This is a genomic window from Streptomyces sp. LBL (assembly GCF_029893585.1).
Taxonomy (GTDB): domain Bacteria; phylum Actinomycetota; class Actinomycetes; order Streptomycetales; family Streptomycetaceae; genus Streptomyces.
On sequence record NZ_JARXYX010000041.1, the window covers coordinates 1 to 18,697 of the forward strand.

At 69.8% G+C, this 18,697-nt stretch carries 13 protein-coding genes and 1 pseudogene; 10 read left to right on the forward strand and 4 right to left on the reverse strand.

The features are described from left to right. From M2271_RS36450 to M2271_RS36475, 6 genes and pseudogenes are all read left to right on the forward strand, one after another. Nucleotides 1–632: DUF3459 domain-containing protein (locus M2271_RS36450; RefSeq protein ID WP_280891754.1), on the forward strand; the 632-nt coding region annotated here is incomplete at its 5' end. Then, on the forward strand, nt 629–2,365 hold the full coding sequence (treS, locus tag M2271_RS36455) for a maltose alpha-D-glucosyltransferase (RefSeq protein ID WP_280891755.1): 1,737 nt from the start codon (nt 629–631) through the stop codon (nt 2,363–2,365). The genes M2271_RS36450 and treS, both read left to right, overlap by 4 nt. A gap of 28 nt (nt 2,366–2,393) precedes the next feature. After that, on the forward strand, nt 2,394–3,755 hold the full coding sequence (locus M2271_RS36460) for a maltokinase (protein ID WP_280891756.1): 1,362 nt from the start codon (nt 2,394–2,396) through the stop codon (nt 3,753–3,755). 3 nt (nt 3,756–3,758) lie between these two features. Continuing rightward, entirely contained in the window at nt 3,759–5,972 is a 2,214-nt protein-coding gene (glgB, locus tag M2271_RS36465; protein ID WP_280891757.1) for a 1,4-alpha-glucan branching enzyme, read from the forward strand. Between the two features lie 67 nt (nt 5,973–6,039). Beyond that, nucleotides 6,040–6,207, forward strand: a pseudogene (locus M2271_RS36470) (carboxylate--amine ligase); the annotation flags it as partial. 237 nt (nt 6,208–6,444) lie between these two features. Beyond that, complete coding sequence (locus M2271_RS36475; RefSeq protein WP_280891758.1) at nt 6,445–8,349, forward strand: AMP-dependent synthetase/ligase; 1,905 nt, start codon at nt 6,445–6,447, stop codon at nt 8,347–8,349. Nucleotides 8,350–8,477: 128 nt separating this feature from the next. Here the strand turns inward: M2271_RS36475 and M2271_RS36480 are convergent, their stop codons facing one another. Continuing rightward, a complete protein-coding gene (locus M2271_RS36480) occupies nt 8,478–8,765 on the reverse strand; it encodes a DUF4190 domain-containing protein (protein ID WP_280891759.1) in 288 nt (95 codons plus the stop codon). 113 nt (nt 8,766–8,878) lie between these two features. Then, nucleotides 8,879–9,055 (reverse strand): hypothetical protein, encoded by a 177-nt coding sequence (locus tag M2271_RS36485; protein WP_107056526.1) that lies wholly within the window; start codon nt 9,053–9,055, stop codon nt 8,879–8,881. Nucleotides 9,056–9,249: 194 nt separating this feature from the next. On the opposite strand from M2271_RS36485, the gene M2271_RS36490 reads away from it, so the two are divergent. Continuing rightward, entirely contained in the window at nt 9,250–9,684 is a 435-nt protein-coding gene (locus M2271_RS36490) for an ATP-binding protein (protein ID WP_280891760.1), read from the forward strand. A 302-nt stretch (nt 9,685–9,986) separates the two neighbouring features. On the opposite strand, the gene M2271_RS36495 is transcribed toward M2271_RS36490, so the two are convergent. After that, on the reverse strand, nt 9,987–10,361 hold the full coding sequence (locus M2271_RS36495) for a PRC-barrel domain-containing protein (protein WP_280891761.1): 375 nt from the start codon (nt 10,359–10,361) through the stop codon (nt 9,987–9,989). Between the two features lie 407 nt (nt 10,362–10,768). Here M2271_RS36495 and M2271_RS36500 point away from each other — a divergent pair, with 407 nt between their 5' ends. Then, complete coding sequence (locus M2271_RS36500) at nt 10,769–15,049, forward strand: HAMP domain-containing protein (protein WP_280891762.1); 4,281 nt, start codon at nt 10,769–10,771, stop codon at nt 15,047–15,049. A gap of 50 nt (nt 15,050–15,099) precedes the next feature. Next, complete coding sequence (locus tag M2271_RS36505) at nt 15,100–17,436, forward strand: SpoIIE family protein phosphatase (protein ID WP_280891763.1); 2,337 nt, start codon at nt 15,100–15,102, stop codon at nt 17,434–17,436. A gap of 30 nt (nt 17,437–17,466) precedes the next feature. On the opposite strand, the gene M2271_RS36510 is transcribed toward M2271_RS36505, so the two are convergent. Further along, nucleotides 17,467–17,799 (reverse strand): STAS domain-containing protein, encoded by a 333-nt coding sequence (locus M2271_RS36510; protein ID WP_280891764.1) that lies wholly within the window; start codon nt 17,797–17,799, stop codon nt 17,467–17,469. Nucleotides 17,800–18,146: 347 nt separating this feature from the next. Here M2271_RS36510 and M2271_RS36515 point away from each other — a divergent pair, with 347 nt between their 5' ends. Then, nucleotides 18,147–18,557, forward strand: coding sequence for an STAS domain-containing protein (locus M2271_RS36515; RefSeq protein WP_280891765.1), 411 nt, complete (start codon nt 18,147–18,149; stop codon nt 18,555–18,557). The last annotated feature ends 140 nt before the right edge of the window (nt 18,558–18,697 follow it).

Here is an 18,697-nt window from a genome sequence, read left to right on the forward strand (position 1 = left end):
CCGCCTACATGCGGCCCAACTTCTTCCCCAACACCCCCGACATCCTGCACGCCTACCTCCAGCACGGCGGCCGGCCCGCCTTCGAGGTCCGCGCGGTCCTCGCGGCCACCCTCTCCCCGGCCTGGGGCATCTACAGCGGCTACGAACTGTGCGAGAACACCCCCGTCAGGGACGGCAGCGAGGAGTACCTCGACTCCGAGAAATACCAGCTCATCTCCCGCGACTGGGAAACAGCCGAACGCGAGGGACGCAGCATCGCCCCCCTCATCACCCGCCTCAACACCATCCGGCGCCGCCACCCCGCGCTGCACCGGCTCAGGAACCTCCACTTCCACCACACCGACAACGGCAGCCTGATCGCGTACAGCAAGCGTTCGGGCCAGGACACCGTTGTGGTGGTCGTCAATCTCGATCCGCACCACGCCCAGGAGGCCACGGTCTCGTTGGACATGGAGCGGCTCGGCCTGGAAGGGCACGAGTCCGTGTCCGTGCACGACGAACTGGCGGGTGAGACCTATCGCTGGAGCAGGAACAACTATGTGCGGCTGGAGCCCGGCCGGGCGCCCGCGCATGTGTTCCACGTCCGGCGAACGGCCGCCCCGCCGCAGATCGGAAGGTCCCCCGCGTCATGACCGTGAACGAGCCCGTACCGGACACCTTCGAGGACACCCCCGCGAAAGACCGGGACCCGGAGTGGTTCAAACGCGCCGTCTTCTACGAGGTCCTGGTCCGCTCCTTCCAGGACAGCGACGGCGACGGCGTGGGCGACCTCAGGGGTCTGACCGCCAAACTCGACTACCTGCAGTGGCTGGGCGTCGACTGTCTGTGGCTGCCGCCGTTCTTCAAGTCCCCGCTCAGGGACGGTGGCTACGACGTCTCGGACTACACCGCCGTCCTGCCGGAGTTCGGTGACCTCGCCGACTTCGTGGAGTTCGTCGACTCCGCCCACCAGCGCGGCATGCGCGTGATCATCGACTTCGTCATGAACCACACCAGCGACCAGCATCCGTGGTTCCAGGAGTCCCGCGCCGACCCCGACGGCCCCTACGGCGACTACTACATGTGGGCGGACGACGACAAGCAGTACCAGGACGCACGGATCATCTTCGTCGACACCGAAGCCTCCAACTGGACCTTCGACCCCGTCCGGCAGCAGTACTTCTTCCACCGCTTCTTCTCCCACCAGCCGGACCTCAACTACCAGAACCCGGCGGTCCAGGAGGAGATCCTGGCCGCCCTGCGCTTCTGGCTTGACCTCGGCATCGACGGATTCCGGCTCGACGCGGTGCCGTACCTGTACGCGCAGGAAGGCACCAACTGCGAGAACCTGCCCGCCAGCCACGGGTTCCTCAAACGGGTCCGACGCGAAATCGACGCGATGTATCCGGACACGGTGCTGCTGGCGGAGGCCAACCAGTGGCCGGAGGACGTCGTCGACTACTTCGGCGACTACCGGTCCGGCGGTGACGAATGCCATATGGCCTTTCATTTCCCGGTCATGCCGAGGATCTTCATGGCGGTACGCCGGGAATCGCGCTACCCCGTCTCGGAGATCCTCGCCAAAACTCCGGCGATCCCGTCGAACTGCCAGTGGGGCATCTTCCTGCGCAACCACGACGAGCTGACCCTGGAAATGGTCACCGACGAGGAACGCGACTACATGTGGGCGGAATACGCCAAAGACCCCCGCATGCGCGCCAACATCGGCATCCGCCGGCGCCTCGCCCCCCTGCTCGACAACGACCGCAACCAGATCGAACTGTTCACCGCCCTGCTGCTGTCCCTGCCCGGCTCGCCGATCCTCTACTACGGCGACGAGATCGGCATGGGCGACAACATCTGGCTCGGCGACCGCGACGCCGTCCGCACCCCGATGCAGTGGACCCCGGACCGCAACGCGGGGTTCTCGTCGAGCGATCCGGGGCGGCTGTTCCTGCCCACGATCATGGACCCGGTCTACGGCCACCAGGTGACGAACGTCGAGGCGTCGATGGCGTCGCCGTCCTCGCTGCTGCACTGGACCCGCCGCATGATCGAGATCCGCAAACAGAACCACGCCTTCGGCCTCGGCTCCTTCACCGAGCTCCAGTCGTCCAACCCGGCAGTGCTGGCCTTCCTGCGGGAGGCACCCTCGGCAGAGGAGAACGGGGAGGACCTCGTGCTGTGCGTGAACAACTTCTCCCGGTTCGCGCAGCCGACGGAGCTCGATCTGCGGGAGTTCACCGGCCGGCATCCGGTGGAGCTGTTCGGCGGGGTCCGCTTCCCGGCCATCGGTGAACTGCCGTATCTGCTGACCCTCGGCGGCCACGGCTTCTACTGGTTCCGGCTCTCCCGAGTGGCATCCCGCATCGGTCGACGACTTTGAGCGTGTGCCGACGAAAGGACGCGTCACCATGCCGAAGACCGCATTCCTCCGCCCCAGACGCACGGCCGTCGCCGACCCGATGCTCTCGCTCGGCTCCCTGCTGCGCGACTGGCTGCCCCGGCAGCGCTGGTTCGCGGGCAAGGACCGGCCCGTCACGGAGCTCGGGCTGCTGTCGATGACCGAACTCTTCCCGGGTTGTCTGCACCTGCTGGTGCGGACCGGTCACACGGCGGGGCCCGCCTTCGGCGGCGGCCCGTCCGGCGGCGACTGCTACCAGCTGCTGCTCGGCGTGCGCGAACACCTCTCGCCCCGGCTCGGCCGGGCGCTCCTCGGACAGGCCGAGGAGGGACCGTTCGCGGGGCTGACGGTCTACGACGCCCTGCGGGACCCCCGGTCGACGCAGCTGCTCCTGGAACGGCTGCGGAGCCCGGGCTCGGCCGGTCCGCTGCGCTTCGAGTGCGACCCGTCCGTGCCGGTGCCGGCCGGGCTGCCGCCGCGGGTGCTGGACGCGGAGCAGTCCAACTCCTCGCTGGTGTACGGCGACGAGTTCATCCTGAAGCTCTTCCGGCGCGTCCAGCCCGGCATCAACCCCGACCTGGAGGTGCCGGGCGCCCTGGCCGGGCAGGGCTGCCGCCGGGTGCCCGCCCCGGTGGCCTGGTTCCGGACCACGCATCCGCAGGAGGCGACGCTGGGCGTGCTCCAGCCGTATCTGCGGGACGCCTCCGACGGCTGGACGCTGGCGATGCGCGCGCTCGCCACCGGGGACGACTTCACCGCACAGGCACGCGAGCTGGGGCGGGCCACGGCCGAGGTGCACCTCGCGCTGGCCTCCGCCTTCCCCACCGGTGTCCACGACGAGAGCGGCCGTACGGCGGCGGCGATGACCGAGCGGCTGGACTCCGCCGCGCACTACGTACCGGCCCTCAAGCCGTTCGTACTCCGGCTGCGGGGCGCCTTCGGCGCGCTGGTCGCCTGCGATCCGGGGCCGCCCGCCCAGCGCATCCACGGAGATCTGCACCTGGGGCAGGTGCTGCGGGCGGGACGCGAGTGGTTCGTGATCGATTTCGAGGGTGAGCCGTCCCGTCCGCTGGCCGAACGGCGCACCGTCCAGTCCCCCGTACGCGACATCGCCGGCATGCTGCGCTCCTTCGACTACGCGGCCCGCCAGCGCCGCCCCTGGCGTCCGGAGTGGGCGCGCCGGTGCCGGGAGGCGTTCTGCGCCGGGTACGCGGCCCGGGCCGGCTGGGACCCCCGCAAGAAGCACGGACTGCTGCGTGCCTACGAGACCGACCGAGCTGTGTACGAAGTCCTCTACGAAGCCAGACACCGCCCGGACTGGCTCCCCGTGCCCATGGCGGCGATCGAGCGTCTCGCCGTGAGAGGAGACTGACCCGTGGCCCTGCGCGACGACGACACCTCGCTGCCCGAGCCCTCCGGACCCGCCCGGTGCCCAGCGGCCCCGCCGCTGGACCCCGCTGACCGCGGTCGTCTGCTGGCGGGCGCCCATCACGATCCGCACGCGCTGCTCGGCGCCCACCCGGTCCCGGGCGGGATCGTCTTCCGGGCGCTGCGCCCGTGCGCCCGCGCGGTGAGCATCGTGATCGACGGCGAGCCCAGAGGACTCGCCTCGGAGGGCGACGGACTCTTCAGCGGCGCTCTGCCGCTGGCCGCGATCCCCTCGTACACGCTGCTGGTGGGGTACCCGGACGCGGAGCAGGAGGTGCACGACCCGTACCGCTTCCTGCCCGCGCTCGGCGACACCGACCTCCACCTCGTCCGTGAGGGCCGGCACGAGCAGCTGTGGAAGGCACTGGGCGCCGAGCCGATGACCCACCAGGGCGTGACCGGCACCCGCTTCACGGTGTGGGCGCCGAACGCCCGAGGGGTACGGGTCGCCGGCGACTTCACGTGCTGGGACGGGCAGGCGTTCCCGATGCGGTCCCTCGGCGCGTCCGGGGTGTGGGAGCTGTTCCTGCCGGGCATCGCCGAGGGCACCCGGTACAAGTTCGAGATCACCTCCCGCTACGGCGGCCGGTTCCTCAAGGCCGACCCGATGGCACGCCGCACGGAGGTGCCGCCCGACACGGCGTCCATCGTGACCTCCTCGGGGTACGAGTGGGGCGACCAGGAGTGGATGACCCACCGTGGGGACCTCCCCGTGCACCAGGCGCCGTTCTCGGTGTACGAAATCCATCTGCCGACCTGGCGACCGGGACTGACCTACCGCCGCCTCGCCGAGGAACTGCCGCCGTACGTCAAGGACCTGGGCTTCACTCATGTCGAGCTCATGCCGGTCGCCGAGCACCCCTTCGGAGGCTCCTGGGGCTATCAGGTCACCTCGTACTACGCGCCGACCGCGCGACTGGGCGGCCCGGACGACTTCAGGTACCTGGTCGACGCCCTGCACCGGGCCGGTCTCGGCGTGATCATGGACTGGGTGCCGGCGCACTTCCCCAAGGACGACTGGGCGCTGGCCCGGTTCGACGGGGAGCCGCTGTACGAGCCGGGGGACGACCGGCGGGCGGAGCATCCCGACTGGGGGACCTACGAGTTCGACTTCGGGCGGGTCGAGGTGCGCAACTTCCTGGTCGCCAACGCCGTGTACTGGTGCGAGGAGTTCCACATCGACGGACTGCGGGTGGACGCCGTCGCCTCGATGCTCTACCTCGACTACTCACGCGACTCGGGGCAGTGGACACCCAACGTGTTCGGAGGCCGCGAGGACCTGGACGCGGTGGCGTTCCTCCAGGAGATGAACGCCACCGTGTACCGGCGGGTGCCGGGAGTCGTGACCATCGCCGAGGAGTCCACCGCCTGGGACGGGGTCACCCGGCCCACCGAGAGCGGCGGCCTGGGCTTCGGTCTGAAATGGAACATGGGCTGGATGCACGACTCGCTCGACTACATGAGCCACGAGCCGGTGCACCGCAAGTACCACCACCACGAGATGACGTTCTCGATGGTGTACGCCTACAGCGAGAACTACGTCCTGCCGATCTCCCACGACGAGGTCGTGCACGGCAAACAGGCCCTTGTGTCGAAGATGCCGGGCGACTGGTGGCAGCAACGCGCCGACCACCGCGCCTACCTCGGCTTCATGTGGGCCCACCCCGGCAAGCAACTCCTCTTCATGGGCCAGGAGTTCGCGCAGGGCGCGGAGTGGTCCGAGGCTCATGGCCCGGACTGGTGGCTGCTCGATCCGGAGTACGGGGCTCAGGCCGACCACCGGGGCGTACGTGACCTGGTCCGCGACCTCAACACGGTCTACCGGCGGACCCCGGCACTGTGGCAGCGGGACACCGACCCCGGCGGCTTCCGGTGGGTCGTCGGCGACGCGGCCGAGGACAACGTCTTCGCCTTCCTGCGGTACGACGCGGAGGGCGTCCCGTTGCTGGCCGTGTGCCACTTCTCCCCCGTCGTGCGGCACGACTACCGGCTCGGCGTCCCGGACGACGTACACACCTGGTACGAGGTCCTCAACACGGACGCGGCACAGTACGGCGGCGGCGGTGTCACCCATCCCGATCCGATCGAGCCCGAGGACGGAGCCCTGCGGCTGACGCTGCCGCCGCTCGCGACGGTCTGGCTGACACCACGCCCCTTCTGAGATCCGCGCGACGACACGGGGTGTTCGAACGGCTCCGGAGCGGGCAGTCGGGGTCGTACGACCGAGGATCGTCGAGGACGCCCTCGTCGACAGCAGCGATCTGGAGCGGGCCCGCGAGACCTGCGCCGAACTGCTGCGCGGCGGCAGCGGTGACCGGGTGCAGCGCGAGGTGATGGAGCGGGCCGGGAGCCTGCCGGACGTCGTCACGGAGTGCGTGCGCCACACGCAGGCCTGACCGGGACCCGTACGCGCTACGCGCTACGACGCTGTTCGAGACCGGTGTGGTGCGCGGGGGCTCGGGATCAGGGTTCGGGTACCTCCTGCGGTCCGGGCCCCCCGAGCGCGGCGCGATCAATTGTGGACAGTCAGTTGTACGTTCCGGACACCCCGCGCGGTCGTCTCGGCTAGATTCGAGCACCGCAGATAACCGTGCTCGTCGGCGGAGTCACACCCCGTACACGTCAGGATCAGCATGCGCGACGTCGTTCCCCCGCCCCCGATCGCCCCGCCCTCCACGGGCGGGCTTGCCGACAGCGTTTTCGAGACGGCCGCCCTCCACCCCGACCGGCCGATGCTCGCCCGCCGTCCCGACGCCGCGTCCGTCGGCTGGGAGGAAGTGACCGCCGCGAAGCTGCGGGACGAGGTCGTGGGCCTGGCCAAGGGACTGGTCGCGTGCGGGATCTCGCCGGGCCACCGCGTGGCGATCATGGCGCGGACCCGGTACGAGTGGACGGTCGTCTGCTACGCCCTCTGGGCGGTGGGCGCCGAGGTGGTGCCGATCTATCCGACCTCCTCGCGCGACCAGGTGGAGTGGATCCTGCGGGACGCCGGCTGTGTCGCCGTCCTGGTCGAGGACGAGCAGGCGGTGATGACGGTCGGCTCGGTGTGCGCGTCCCTGCCACAACTGCGGCACGTCTGGCAACTGGACACGGGAGCGCTGGAGGAACTGGCAGGGCGGGGCGAGTTCATCCCGCTGGCCACGGTCGACTCGTTGCGACGCATCGTGCTGCCGGACTCCACCGCGGTCGTCGCCTACACCTCCGGCACGTCGGGACGTCCGCTGGGCTGCGCACTGAGCCACCGCGGTCTGGCCAGCCCGTGCGACACCCTGCTGGCGGGCTGGGGGCACACGGTGGCGCCGCCCGGAGAACAGGGGTCCGTGCTGGTCTTTCTGCCGTTCTCCCATGTGTACGGCCTCATGATCCAGGTCCTGTGCGTGCGCGGCGGCCTGCTGATGGGGCACCAGCCCGATGTGAGCGAGGAGGCGCTGGCATCGGCGCTGCGCTCCTTCCGTCCCACCTACTTCTACGCCGTGCCGTCGGTCCTCGAGAAGATCTACAAGAACTTCCTGCGCACCGCCCAGCAGTCGGGCCGTGGCGCACTGTTCGAGCGGGCGGCCGAGACGGCCCGGGACTTCGCCGCGGCCTGCGAACGGCAGCGGCTCGGCGAGGGACCCGGCCCCGGCTTCGACCTGCGACTGCAGCACGCTCTCTACGAGCGGACGGTGTACCGGCGGCTGCGCGGCGCGCTCGGCGGCCGGGCCCGCCGGGCCACGTCAGGCGGCTCGACCCTGAACCAGGAGCTCTCGCTGTTCTACGAGGGCATCGGCCTCTACGTCCACGACGGGTACGGCCTGACCGAGACCAGCGGCGGGATCACGATGCAGCCGCTGGGCCGGGAGAAGTCCGGGACCGTCGGACAGGCCCTGCCCGGCATGGACATCCGAGTGGCGGACGACGGGGAGATCCTGGTGCGCGGGCCGTCGGTGTTCCAGGGCTACGTGGGCGACGAAACGGCGTCGCGGGCCGCGCTGCCCGGCGGCTGGCTGGCCACCGGGGACCTGGGGCGGCTGGATCCCGAGGGCTATCTGACGATCACCGGCCGCAAGAAGGACATCATCGTCACCAGCAGCGGCAAGAGTGTCGCTCCGGCGGCGCTGGAACACCGGCTGCGGGTGCATCCCCTCATCCACCAGGCGGTCGTCGTGGGCGACAACCGGCCCTGCGTGGGGGCGTTGATCACGCTGGACCCGGAGTTCCTCGCGCACTGGCGTGCCGTCCAGTCCCCGCAGAGCGAGACGCCGAGCCGGGAGGCCCGGGAGGAGAACGCGCTGCGGGAGGAGATCACGCGGGCGGTGGCGGCGGCGAACAGCGCGGTGTCGCGCTCGGAGTCCATCCGCGTGTTCCGGGTGCTGCCGGAGCCGTTCGACCTGGCCAGCGGATTACTCACGCCGTCGATGAAGCTGCGCCGGGACGTCATCGTACGGACGTACGCCTTCGAGATCGACGCGATGTACCAGGCCCGCTCGCGCGCCGGGCACGTCCAGGTTCCGGACGAGCCGGCGGCCTGGGACGACGTGGACAACGTGTTCCGCTGAGTGTGGAGCACAGGAAGGCCGCCTCCCTGTGCCGATGAAACCGATAGGGCCGATAGGGCCGATAGGGCATATGAAAGGGCGCAGGCGGGGGGGCCCGCCTGCGCCCTTTCGATCCCCCGGTACGAGCGTCAGCCTCCGATGTACCAGGTGGAGCCGCCGTTCGACGCGGCCAGCGCGAACATGACTCCGAAGAGGACCAGGTCGACGATGCCGAGAATGATTCCGGCCTTCGCCATTCCCGCCCCGCCCTTGGCCGGTGCCTGACGTATTCCGACGGCACCCAGCACGATCGCTATCGGGCCGAGAATCACATTGAAGAAGATCAGTCCGATGATTCCGCAGATGAGGCTCGCGATGGCCAGACCATTGGTGCGTGACCTGGAGGACGCGGCAGAGGAACTGCCGTAACTCGTCATCAGATTCTCCCGGAGTCGGATTCTTGGATCACCCTGCGAGTTCCCCCCAATACGCCATACATACCGGCGAGTTGTCGGGACCGAAATGCTCAATTCCGTTTACCGGGGATTCGTCAGCGCCTGCGTCCGCGGGCCGCCCACGAGGTACCGACGCCCGCGAGGTGAAGGGCCAGCACGGTCAGACCGAGGAGCATCACGTTCGTCGACGTGAAGACGTCGTTGGTCGAGATCTCGGCGGCGTTGATCAGGAACGCGATGAAGAACAGTACTGCCGCTGCTATGGCGAGCACGGGTCACCCTCCGTTTGTCGTCTCCTACCAGGTCCCTCTGCCCCGGATCCGCGGGGACAGACCCGACGACGGCGCGCGCTCCACCAGTCCGATCGGGTCCGGGCGCGTAGGCTCCGTCCCCCTGGGAACTAGCAAACCGTGGGGGCGCAAGGGGAAGGACTACAGCCCTGCTGACGCCGGGCCGGGAAGGCGAGATGGCAATCGAGCCGCATAGGGACAACGCGCTGGCTTCCAAGGAGATCCCGAGCCGCAGCACCCGCTTCTCGGGTGAGCTGCGCAATGTGACGGGTGCGCGACTGGAAGCGGAGAAATTCCTCTCCGGCCTGGCGCGTACCGCGCCACCGGCCACGCCGGAGTACTGGGACGACATTCTCCTGGTTGTCACGGAGCTGGCCGCCAACGCGGTCCAGTACGCTCCGGGCCCCTTCGAGTTGCGCATGCGCCGGACGTTCGACGGCGTCCACATCGTCATGGAGGACACCAACACCACGCCACCCGCGCCCCGCCCCTTCCACCCCAGTCATGGTGGCGGCGGGATCGGCTGGCACCTGATCCACACGCTGTGCGACCAGGTCAGCGTCGTCACCCAGGACCGGGGCAAGGAGATCCACGTCTTCCTGCCCTGGTGAACCCCACCCTGGTGGTGCCCGACGGGCAGGGCGCCGGGACCGTAGGCCACGTCGGGCACCATTTCACCGTGGTCGTGGACGGTCGGCCGGACCCCGTCGGGCGTGGGCGGGACAGCTGAGCCGGCCACCCTCACCGTGCCGGAAAGCGTGGGTGGCCGGGAGACGACATGCAACAGGTCGATGCGGACCGCGGCGGGGTCTCGGCGGGATCCCCCGTGCGGCTTCCGCCCTGCGATGACGGTGCCGATTGCCGGTGCCGATTGCCAGTGCCGATGCGCCCGCGTACGGTCGGCCGCTCCGCGTCAGGTGATGGTCGTCGTCTCGCGCGGCGGGAGCCGATGGTAGTAGTCGCCGACGCTCGCCAGATAGTCCGGATCCATGGTCTCGCTGTCCGTCCGGAACCGGGGCTCCGCCTTCACCTCGCCCCGGGTGCAGGACAGGGATATCTTCCGGTCCGCGACGTCGACGCCCGTCACGACACCTACGGGCACCAGAACGCTGCGGCCGAAGATCCAGACGCCGGTGTCGACGACCAGGTGCCGCATCCCGGACGGATCGGCCTGCCGGTCCACGTGGCCGATGGTGCCGTCCTCCGCCACCACGGTGCAGCCCGTGAGGTCCTGGCCCTCCATGTGACCGCTGTCCGATGTGTAGGACCAGATGCTGTCGATGACCACGCTGCCTCTTCTTTCCCGAGCCGATGAACGTCATGAGCATGCATACGGGCGGTGTTCCCGACCGTTCCACAGCAGCAATTACCCTCCAGCCGCGCTCGCATTCTGAGCAGCGCACCACAAAGACGGAACACAGTGGGGGTCCGAGGAGGAAACTGATCTGAGTACCCCTGCCGCAGGGGGGTATGCACGCTTCCCGTCTGCTTTTCGTGCACGGAGCACAAGGTGACGCGACACTTTGTCTGCCACTCCCGGGTGGGTTAGCCTGCGTCGTCTTTCTCATCACGCGGATCCGTGAACTGCGGAAACGCACAAATGCACAGACGACATGCGGGGGCCGTCCGACGGCCCGGCTGGGGTTCCGAGTCCTCGTCCGTGAGGGCTCTTGGGGAGCGGAACGAGGGGTGCGCATGACCAGCAACATCACCGAGGTCACCGATGCGGTCCCGGGGGACGACGAGCTGAGACAGCTCCTGGCCGGCTTGACGGCCGTGCGGGACGGTGACTTCGGCACCCGTCTCCCGGACGACGGGCAGGGCCTCATGGGCGACATCGCCACCGTGTTCAACGGCATGGTGGACCAGTTGTCCGTGTTCACCTCCGAGGTCACGAGGGTGGCCCGCGAGGTCGGCACCGAGGGCACCCTGGGCGGACAGGCGGAGGTGCCGGGGGTCTCGGGCACCTGGGCCGATCTCACGGACTCGGTCAACGCCATGGCGGGCAACCTGACCACACAGGTGCGCGACATCGCACAGGTCGCCACCGCGGTGGCGAAGGGTGACCTGTCGCAGAAGATCGACGTTCCCGCGCGGGGCGAGATCCTTCAGCTGAAGGAGACCGTCAACACGATGGTCGACCAGCTCTCCGCCTTTGCCGACGAGGTCACCCGCGTCGCCCGCGAGGTCGGCAGCGAGGGGCGCCTCGGCGGACAGGCGCAGGTGCCCGGGGTGGCCGGTGTCTGGCGGGACCTGACGGACTCCGTGAACCACATGGCGGGCAACCTCACGAGCCAGGTCCGCTCCATCGCCCAGGTGACGACGGCGGTGGCGAAGGGCGACCTCTCCCAGAAGATCACCGTCGACGCCCGCGGCGAGATCCTCGAACTCAAGAACACCATCAACACGATGGTCGACCAGCTCTCCGCCTTCGCCGACGAGGTCACCCGCGTCGCCCGCGAGGTCGGCACCGAAGGCCGACTCGGCGGACAGGCCGACGTCAAAGGGGTCAAGGGCACCTGGCGGGACCTCACCGACTCGGTGAACTTCATGGCGGGCAACCTCACCGACCAGGTCCGCAACGTCGCCCAGGTGGCAACGGCGGTGGCGAAGGGCGACCTCTCCCAGAAGATCACCGTCGACGCCCGCGGCGAGATCCTCGAACTCAAGAACACCATCAACACGATGGTCGACCAGTTGTCGTCGTTCGCCGAGGAGGTCACCCGCGTCGCCCGCGAGGTCGGCACCGCCGGAAACCTCGGCGGACAGGCCCAGGTCCGGGGCGTCTCGGGCACCTGGAAGGACCTCACGGACAACGTCAACGTGATGGCGTCGAACCTGACCGGGCAGGTCCGTTCCATCGCCCAGGTCGCCACCGCCGTGGCCCGGGGCGACCTGTCGCAGAAGATCACGGTCGAGGCCAAGGGCGAGGTGGCGGCCCTGGCGGACGTGATCAACACCATGGTCGACACCCTGTCCGCGTTCGCCGACGAGGTCACCCGCGTCGCCCGCGAGGTCGGCACCGAGGGACGACTGGGCGGACAGGCCCATGTGCCGAACGTGGCCGGCACCTGGAAGGACCTGACCGACAACGTCAACTCGATGGCGAACAACCTCACCGGCCAGGTGCGCAACATCGCGCTGGTGACCACCGCGGTGGCCAAGGGCGACCTGTCGAAGAAGATCGACGTGGACGCCCGCGGCGAGATCCTCGAACTCAAGACGACGATCAACACGATGGTCGACCAGCTCTCCGCCTTCGCCGACGAGGTCACCCGCGTCGCCCGCGAGGTCGGCACCGAGGGACGACTGGGCGGACAGGCCGAGGTCGAGGGTGTCTCGGGCACCTGGAAGCGTCTGACCGAGAACGTGAACGAACTCGCGGGCAACCTGACCCGACAGGTGCGCGCGATCGCCGAGGTGGCGAGCGCCGTCGCCGAGGGCGACCTGACGCGCTCGATCAGGGTGGAGGCGTCCGGCGAGGTCGCCGAGCTCAAGGACAACATCAACTCCATGGTCGGGTCCCTGCGCGAGACCACCCGGGCCAACAAGGAGCAGGACTGGCTCAAGACGAACCTCGCCCGGATCACCGGCCTGATGCAGGGCCACCGCGACCTGCCCGTCGTGGCCGAGCTGATCATGGACGAGATGGTGCCGCTGGTGTCGGCCCAGTACGGCGCGTTCTACCTCGCGGAGGACGGGGACAACGGCCCCGAACTGCGGCTCGTCGGCTCCTACGGCCGCCCCGACGACGACACCCGGCCCACCCGGATCGCCTTCGGCCGCAGCCTGGTCGGGCAGGCGGCGCGCAGCCGCCGCGCCATCACGGTGGACGAACTGCCGGCCGGCTACGTGGCCATCTCCTCGGGGCTCGGTCAGGTGGTGCCGAGCGCGCTCGTCCTGCTGCCCATCGTGGTCGAGGGCCAGGTCCTCGGCGTGATCGAGCTGGCCTCCGTCACAGCCTTCCATCAGATCCACCGGGACTTCCTGGAACAGCTGATGGAGACCATCGGCGTCAACCTGAACACGATCGTGGCCAACGCCCGGACCGACGAGCTGCTGGGCGAGTCGCAACGCCTGACGGCCGAGCTCCAGGCCAGGTCGGCCGAGCTGCAGACGCAGCAGGAGGAACTGCAGCGCTCCAACGAGGAGCTGGAGGAGAAAGCCTCGCTTCTGGTGGCGCAGAACCAGGACATCGAGGCGAAGAACCTGCAGATCGAGCAGGCCCGGCAGGAACTGGAAGCCCGCGCTCAGCAGTTGTCGCTGGCCTCGAAGTACAAGTCGGAGTTCCTGGCGAACATGAGCCACGAGCTGCGCACTCCGCTCAACAGTCTGCTGATCCTCGCCCAGCTGCTCGCCCAGAACCCCTCGCGCAACCTCACTCCGAAGCAGGTCGAGTACGCGGGCATCATCCACTCCGCGGGCTCGGACCTGCTCCAGCTGATCAACGACATCCTCGACCTGTCGAAGGTCGAGGCCGGAAAGATGGACGTCGCACCGGAGGTCGTCTCCCTGCGCCAGCTCATCGAGTACGTGGAGGCCACCTTCCGGCCGATGACGACGCAGAAGAGCCTGGACTTCGCGGTGACCACGGCGCCCGGCGCGCCGGCGGACCTGCTGACCGACGAGTCCCGCCTGCGCCAGGTGCTGCGCAACCTGCTGTCCAACGCGGTCAAGTTCACCGAACAGGGCACTGTGGATCTGCGCATCGAACCCGCTTCCGACGACGAGGTGCCGAGCGGGGTGCTGCGCAGCAGCACCATCGTGGCCTTCCGTGTGAAGGACACGGGCATCGGCATCCCGGAGCAGCAACTGGAGACGATCTTCGGGGCGTTCCAGCAGGCAGACGGCACGACGAGCCGCAAGTACGGGGGTACCGGTCTCGGTCTGTCCATCACCCGGGAGATCGCCCATCTGCTCGGTGGCGCGGTCACGGTGGACAGCACCCCCGGCCAGGGCAGTACGTTCACGCTGTTCCTGCCGGTGGCCCGTCCCGACTTCGGGGAGCTGCTGGGCAGCGCCCGGTCCTTCGAGAAGGAGCCGGACACCCTGCTTTCCCTCGACGCCTCGGCCGCCCGGCTCCCGCTCGGCGGTGCGCCGGCCGGGACCGCGCAGCGCCGGCGGCGGCTGCTGGTGGTGGAGGAGCGCGCTCGCGGGCTGCTGACCCTGGTCGCCGAGAGCGTGGTCGCGGACGTGGCCCACGGCCGGGGCGGAAACGGCCCGGGGGCGGCCGTCGACGTCATCACCGCCGTCGGCGCCCAGGAGGCCGCGGGCGCCCTGGCCGACGAGCCGTGCCACTGCGTCGTACTCGAACTGGGCATGCCCGACGGTGAGGCCTCCCGGTTCCTGGAGGCCCTGCGGGGCGACTCCGCGCTGGCGAGCGTCCCGGTGCTGGTGCACAGCGGGCATCGCGCCGACCTCGCCCTGGAGGAGGCGCTGCGATCCCGCGCGGAGGGCGGGACACTGGAGTTCCTGTCCAGCCTGGACGAACTGCGTGAACGCATCGCGCTGCACCTCTCGGCCGAGGAACCCGGGGACGTGTTGTCCCTGGTCCGCCCCGAGGAACCGCAGCAGCCGACGGCCCAGCCGGTCGACGACCTGTTCGCCGGCCGTACGGTGCTCGTCGTGGACGACGACGCGCGCAACCTCTTCGCGCTCAGCGGGATCCTCGAACTGCACGGATTCCGGGTGCTGCACGCCGACAACGGCCGCAAGGGCATCGAGACCCTGGTCGACAACCCGGACGTGGTCCTCGTCCTGATGGACGTGATGATGCCGGAGATGGACGGGTACACGGCCACGGCCGAGATCCGCGGGATGCCGCAGTACGCCGAGTTGCCCATCATCGCCGTCACCGCGAAGGCGATGCCCGGCGACCGTGAGAAGTCCCTCGCCTCGGGGGCCAGTGACTACGTCACCAAGCCTGTGGACACCCAGGACCTGATGGATTGCGTCCGCCGGTGGTTGCTCGCATGAGGCCACCGAGCTCCGCGCATCCGCACGAGTACGAAGACGCGGAGGTATCCATGGAAGCCGCCTCCCCCGTGGGCAGGCTGGCCGCGACCGTCGAGCGGCTGCGGCGCGAGGTCCTGGCCGCCCAGGCGGAGTCCGAGGGGCGTGCCCTGATCGAACTCGCCAAGGGCATCCTGGTCGAGCGGCTGCAGTGCGGGCCCGCGCAGGCCGCCCGCCAGCTCACCGAGCTGGCCGAACAGGCCAAGGTCACGCCCCTGGAGTTCGCGGTCGAGGTGATCAACCAGGCCGCCCGGGACAAGATGTCCGAGGTCACCGAGGCCTTCCTCGCCGCCGCCTCGGGAGCCCCGGAACCGGAGGGCGAGTCCCCGGCGGTACGTCTGCGGGCCGCCGAGAGCGGTGCGCTGGCCGCGGACGACGCCCAGTCGGTCGCCGACTCGCTGTTACAGCAGGCTCTGCAGCCGCTCGGGGCGGTGGCCGTGGCCATCTGGGCGGCGGGCCCCGACGGGTCCCTCACCCTGGCGGGCAGCGCCGGCTTCTCCCCGGCCGAGGCGGCGCGCTGGCGCTATGTGCCGCCGGACGTGGCGACGGTGGCGCGGCGCGGCCTCACCGAGCGCGGGGGGCACTGGATCACGTCCCTCGCGCACACCGGGCTGCCCAGCATCGGCCGGCACCACCATCCGGACGGCGGCCGGGTCGCGCTGCCCGCCGGGACCGGCGGACGCGTCCACGGCGTCCTGGAGATCGCCTGGCCCACGCCGCTGGCCCCCCAGCCGCAGCGGATCGTCCGCCAGGTGGAGGCCCTGGCCGAGCTGTGCGCGCACACCCTGGAGACGCACGCCCAGGCGCCCGGTTGCGGGCAGGACCCTCGGGTGCTGCCGGACGCGGCGGAGCTCATGGACCTGGCCGACGGGCTGCACGACCCCGCACTGGTCCTCGTGCCGCACCTCGACGACTCCGGCAACCTGGTGGACTTCCGCATCCAGCATGTGAACAGCCGGTTCCTCGATCCCGCGGGCCGGCCGCGCGCCGTCGTCAACGGTGCCCTGCTGCTGGAGGCCTACCCGATGGCCGCCGGGGAGAGCGAGCTCTTCCAGCGTGTCGAGCGGGTGTACGCGACGGGTGAGCCGTTCCGCGCGCGACGGATGAACCTCACCGCCCTGGTCGACCAGGTCCCGCTCTCGGCCGTCGCCGACATCAGCATCAGCCGGCACGGCAGCGGCCTCCTTCTGCTGTGGCGTATCGAGGACGAGGCCGCCCGGCTGGCCAGCCTGCTGCAGCACGCACAGCGGCTCGGCCGGATCGGCGGGTTCGAGGAGAACCTGCTCACCGCCGAGATCACCTGGAACGGTCAGCTCTTCGACCTGTACGGCCGCTCCTCGTCGGGCACCCCGGTGCCACTGGAGGAACTGCCCGCCCACGCCCACCCGGACGACACCGAGGCCATCCGCCGGTTCCTGCGCACGCTGCTGCACCGGCGGCGGCCCGCGTCCACGGCGTTCCGGCTGCAGCGGCCCGACGGGGTGACCCGGCACATCCGGGTCGTCGCCGAACCGGTGCTCGACACGGACGGCCGGTTGTTCGCCGTCCGCGGCGCCTACCAGGACATCTCGGCGCAGCACTGGACCGAGGTCGCGCTCGCGGCCACCCGGGACCAGCTCGCGCACACCGAACAGCAGGCCACCGAACGCAACCGGCTGACCCTGCAGTTGCAGCACGCCATCATGCCGCCCACGCAGGCGCCCCTGAAGGTCCCCGACCTCCAGGTGGGCGTCCGCTACCGGCCCGCGGAGACCGAGCAGCTCGTCGGCGGCGACTGGTACGACGCGGTGGTGCTCCCGTCGGGCATGGTGCTGGTGTGCGTCGGAGATGTGGCGGGCCACGGGATAGAGGCGGCCACCAGCATGGTCGTGCTGCGCAACGCGCTGCGCGGACTGGCCGTCACCGGTGCCGGGCCGGGCCAGCTGCTGGCGTGGCTGAACATCGTGGCGCACCACCTCACCGGTGCCGTCACCGCCACGGCGATCTGCGGCCTGTACGACCCCGAGCGGCACACCCTGCGCTGGGCCCGGGCGGGTCACCTCCCGCCCGTGCTGGTGCGTGGAGCGGAGGCCGCGCCGCTGCCCCTGGTGAAGGGGCTGCTGCTCGGTGCCGTTCCCGAGGCGGTCTATGAGGAGACCGAGATCCAACTGGCGTCCGGGGACACCTTGTTGATGTACACCGACGGCCTGATCGAGCGTCGGGACCGTTCCGTGGAGGAGTCGCTGGGCCACCTGCTGACCACCGCCCGTACGGCGCCCAAAGCACTCGACCAGCAGCTGGACCGTCTGCTCACCTACAGCAGGTCGGACACGGACGACGACACGTGCCTCATCGGCATCCGGGTCGGCTGACGGTCCGGGCCCGACGGGACGGCGAAGGGATCAGGAGGCCCGCAGATACGAGTCCCAGTGGGCCTCGGGCCACAGCTGTGCGGCGTGCCGCAGCACTGTGCGGGGCTGCCCGGTCAGCCCCGCCACCCACAGCCGCCCGCCGTTGTGGTCGGCGGCTCGCTGCATGCCGTGGATCAGATAGAGGACCGCGCTGTCCGCGAAGACCACATGGCCCAGGTCCAGGGTGAGTTCGCGGACAGTGGCGGGCAGGTCGTCGACGGCGGACTCGAGCCGCCGGCGGGATTCGCCGTCGATGTCGGTGTCGACCGTCAGCAGGGCCGCCGTAGCGTCTCGGCACAGTGTGACGTGTGCACCCCTCGTCATCGGGGCCCCTCTCGTCGGGGCGGGCCGGCCCGGTTGCCGGGCCGTGTGGGCTCCCCCCACCGTGTCACAGGTGTGGCGATGGGGCGACGGGGCCTTCGCAGCTCTCTCGCATACCGCGTGCATTCGGGGGTAAACGCGTCCCGCGGTGGCATACGACGACCGGAGGCGGGAGGACGCTCGAGATGAGATGCGGCAGGCGCGGGACGTGGCACGGACCTGCGAAGAAGGCCGCCCGGCGCCCGCCGGACCGATGAGAGTTTGATCACGGGACACCGCCGGAGCCGATGCGCATCGAAGTCGACCACAGGGGTAACCAGCCCTGCCGTAAGCATTTTGTGGAGGTACTTGTGTCCATTGCCCAGAACCCCTTGGCCGTCGAGGTCACCCTGCCCCGGGAGGACGTCGCCCTGATCGCGGTCGAGGGCTACTTGGACGTAGACACCGCAACGGAGTTCCAGCACCATCTGGCCAACCAGCTCCACCACGGCCGACGGCACTTCCTGATCGACATGTCGGCCGTCCCGTTCATGGACTCGTCCGGGATGAACATCATCGTGCGGGTGTACCAGCAGGCCCGCGGCATCCCGGGCAGCGTGCACATCATCTCGCCCACCCCGGCGGTGCGGCGGATCCTGGACCTGACGGGCGTGAGCATCACGGTGCCGGTGTCGGACAGCCTCGACGAGGCGCTCTCCCTGGTCGACACGCACCAGGACGGCCAGGTCGAACAGGCCGCGCAGGACGGGCAACAGGCCTGATCCGGCAGGCAGTTCACGGACCGTCAACGGGCGTTCCGCCCCACCTGACCGCTTGTCCGGGACGAGGTGTCGTACGAGGTCGGGCCATGGCTACAGTGGTCGACCGGCAGGGTCACCACGCCGTCTCGCTGCCTCCAGCG

What these genes read in the sequence shown, in the direction of transcription:
- M2271_RS36480 (WP_280891759.1), bottom strand. Translation starts at nt 8,765, where the DNA reads ATGACGAGTTACGGCAGTTCCTCTGCCGCGTCCTCCAGGTCACGCACC.
- M2271_RS36490 (WP_280891760.1), top strand. Translation starts at nt 9,250, where the DNA reads ATGGCAATCGAGCCGCATAGGGACAACGCGCTGGCTTCCAAGGAGATC.
- treS (WP_280891755.1), top strand. Translation starts at nt 629, where the DNA reads ATGACCGTGAACGAGCCCGTACCGGACACCTTCGAGGACACCCCCGCG.
- M2271_RS36505 (WP_280891763.1), top strand. Translation starts at nt 15,100, where the DNA reads ATGGAAGCCGCCTCCCCCGTGGGCAGGCTGGCCGCGACCGTCGAGCGG.
- M2271_RS36475 (WP_280891758.1), top strand. Translation starts at nt 6,445, where the DNA reads ATGCGCGACGTCGTTCCCCCGCCCCCGATCGCCCCGCCCTCCACGGGC.
- M2271_RS36460 (WP_280891756.1), top strand. Translation starts at nt 2,394, where the DNA reads ATGCCGAAGACCGCATTCCTCCGCCCCAGACGCACGGCCGTCGCCGAC.
- M2271_RS36510 (WP_280891764.1), bottom strand. Translation starts at nt 17,799, where the DNA reads ATGACGAGGGGTGCACACGTCACACTGTGCCGAGACGCTACGGCGGCC.
- M2271_RS36500 (WP_280891762.1), top strand. Translation starts at nt 10,769, where the DNA reads ATGACCAGCAACATCACCGAGGTCACCGATGCGGTCCCGGGGGACGAC.